The sequence below is a fragment of the Caballeronia ptereochthonis genome (assembly GCF_001545075.1).
Taxonomy (GTDB): domain Bacteria; phylum Pseudomonadota; class Gammaproteobacteria; order Burkholderiales; family Burkholderiaceae; genus Caballeronia; species Caballeronia ptereochthonis.
Genome location: NZ_FCOB02000086.1, coordinates 1 through 1878, shown reverse-complemented (window position 1 = coordinate 1878; position 1878 = coordinate 1). Strand labels below are relative to the sequence as shown.

2 protein-coding genes are annotated in these 1878 nt (G+C 66.7%); both read left to right on the top strand.

Annotation, left to right across the window (positions count from 1 at the left end; translation table 11 throughout):
• The first annotated feature begins 26 nt into the window (after positions 1–26).
• Entirely contained in the window at positions 27–1076 is a 1050-nt protein-coding gene (locus AWB83_RS35530; RefSeq protein ID WP_087050261.1) for a Dyp-type peroxidase, read from the top strand.
• Entirely contained in the window at positions 1069–1872 is an 804-nt protein-coding gene (locus tag AWB83_RS35525; RefSeq protein WP_087050260.1) for a family 1 encapsulin nanocompartment shell protein, read from the top strand. Before AWB83_RS35530 ends, AWB83_RS35525 begins: the two co-directional genes overlap by 8 nt.
• Positions 1873–1878 lie beyond the last annotated feature (6 nt).

Genomic DNA, 1878 nt, shown 5'->3' with positions numbered 1-1878 from the left:
GCCTGACGCAATCGAATAAATTTCAGATGCCCAACAACACACAAGAACCACAAGCCGTCTGTGATCCGATATCCCGAAGCGCGATCTTCCTCACCCTCACGGTGGCGCGCGGCGAAGACCAGGCCGATACCGTGCGCCAATGGTGCGGCGACATCGCCGCGCTGGTGCGCGCGGTCGGCACGCGTGCGCCCAGCGCCAGGCTCTCCTGCGTGTGCGGCTTCGGCGCCGAAGCGTGGGCGCGGCTCTTCGGCGCGCCGCGTCCCGCGGCCCTGCATCCGTTTCGCGAGTTCGGATCGGGCGAGCGCCGCGCCATCGCCACGCCCGGCGACATCCTGCTGCATATCCGCGCGGATCACATGGATCTGTGCTTCGAGCTCGCCGCGCAATTGCTCGGCAAGCTCGGCGATGCCGTCACGGTCGTCGACGAAGTGCACGGGTTTCGCTACTTCGACCTGCGCGACATGGTGGGCTTCGTCGACGGCACCGAGAACCCGTCGGGCAGGCGCGCCGCGGACTACACCATCATCGGCGCGGAGGATCCGGAGTTCGCGGGCGGCAGCTACGTGATCGTGCAGAAGTACTTTCACGATCTGGATGCCTGGAATGGTCTGACGGTCGAGCAGCAGGAGAAGATCATCGGGCGCGAGAAGCTGTCGGATGTCGAACTGGACGCGGCCGTGAAGCCCTCGTGCTCGCACAGCTCGCTCACGACCCTCGAGGAGAACGGTCAGGAGGTGAAGATCCTGCGGCACAACATGGCCTTCGGCCGTCCCGGCGCGAAGGAGTTCGGCACATACTTCATCGGCTATGCGCGCACGCCCGCGCCGATCGAGCAGATGATGGAGAACATGTTCGTCGGCCGCCCGCCGGGCAACTACGACCGGCTGCTCGACTACAGCCGCGCGGTGACGGGCGGGCTCTTCTTCGTGCCGTCCGCCGATCTGCTCGAGGCGCTTCCCGACAGAAGTCCGGCCGCAGCGGCGTCGACGTCTTCGTCCAGCGCGCCTTCGCACGAAGCGGGCCGCAGCGGGACATTGAACATTGGCTCACTCAAAGGAACCGCCCAACATGAATAACCTGCATCGCGAGCTCGCACCGATTTCCGAAGACGCGTGGGAGCAGATCGAGGCCGAAGTGGCGCGCACCTTCAAGCGCTCCGTGGCGGGGCGGCGCGTGGTCGACGTGAAGGAAGCGGGCGGGGTTGCGCTGTCCGGTGTCGGCACGGGGCATCAGACGAGCGTGGCGTCGCCGAAGAAAGGCGTCGCCGCGAGGCTCTACGAGGTGAAGCAGCTGGTGCAGCTGACGGTGCCGTTCACGCTGCAGCGCGAGGCGATCGACAGCGTGGAGCGCGGCTCGAACGACGGCGACTGGCAGCCGGCGAAAACCGCCGCGAACGATCTGGCGCTCGCCGAGGACAGCGCGATCTTCGATGGCTTCGCGGCCGCGGGCATCGTGGGGATCCGCCAGGGCAGCTCGAACGCGCCCACGCTGCTGCCGGCGCAAGTGGCCGACTACCCCGCGGCGATCAGCCAGGCGCTGGAAAAGCTGCGGCTCGCGGGCGTCGAGGGTCCGTACTCGGTGCTGCTGGGGGCGGATGCCTATACGGCGCTTGCCGAGGCGAGCGATCAGGGCTATCCGGTGATCCAGCACATCAAGCGTATCGTGAGCGGGGAGGTGGTGTGGGCGCCCGCGCTGCAGGGCGGCTGCGTGCTGTCCACGCGCGGGGGCGATTACGAGCTGCATATCGGACAGGACCTGTCCATCGGCTATACGAGTCATACCGATACGACCGTGCAGTTGTATCTGCGCGAGACACTGACGTTCCTGATGTTGACGAGCGAGGCTTCGGTTTCCATCGCGGCGGGGGAATGACGCCCG

Excerpts from the sequence above, each read along its gene's own strand:
- AWB83_RS35530 (WP_087050261.1), top strand. The coding sequence starts at position 27 with ATGCCCAACAACACACAAGAACCACAAGCCGTCTGTGATCCGATATCC.
- AWB83_RS35525 (WP_087050260.1), top strand. The coding sequence starts at position 1,069 with ATGAATAACCTGCATCGCGAGCTCGCACCGATTTCCGAAGACGCGTGG.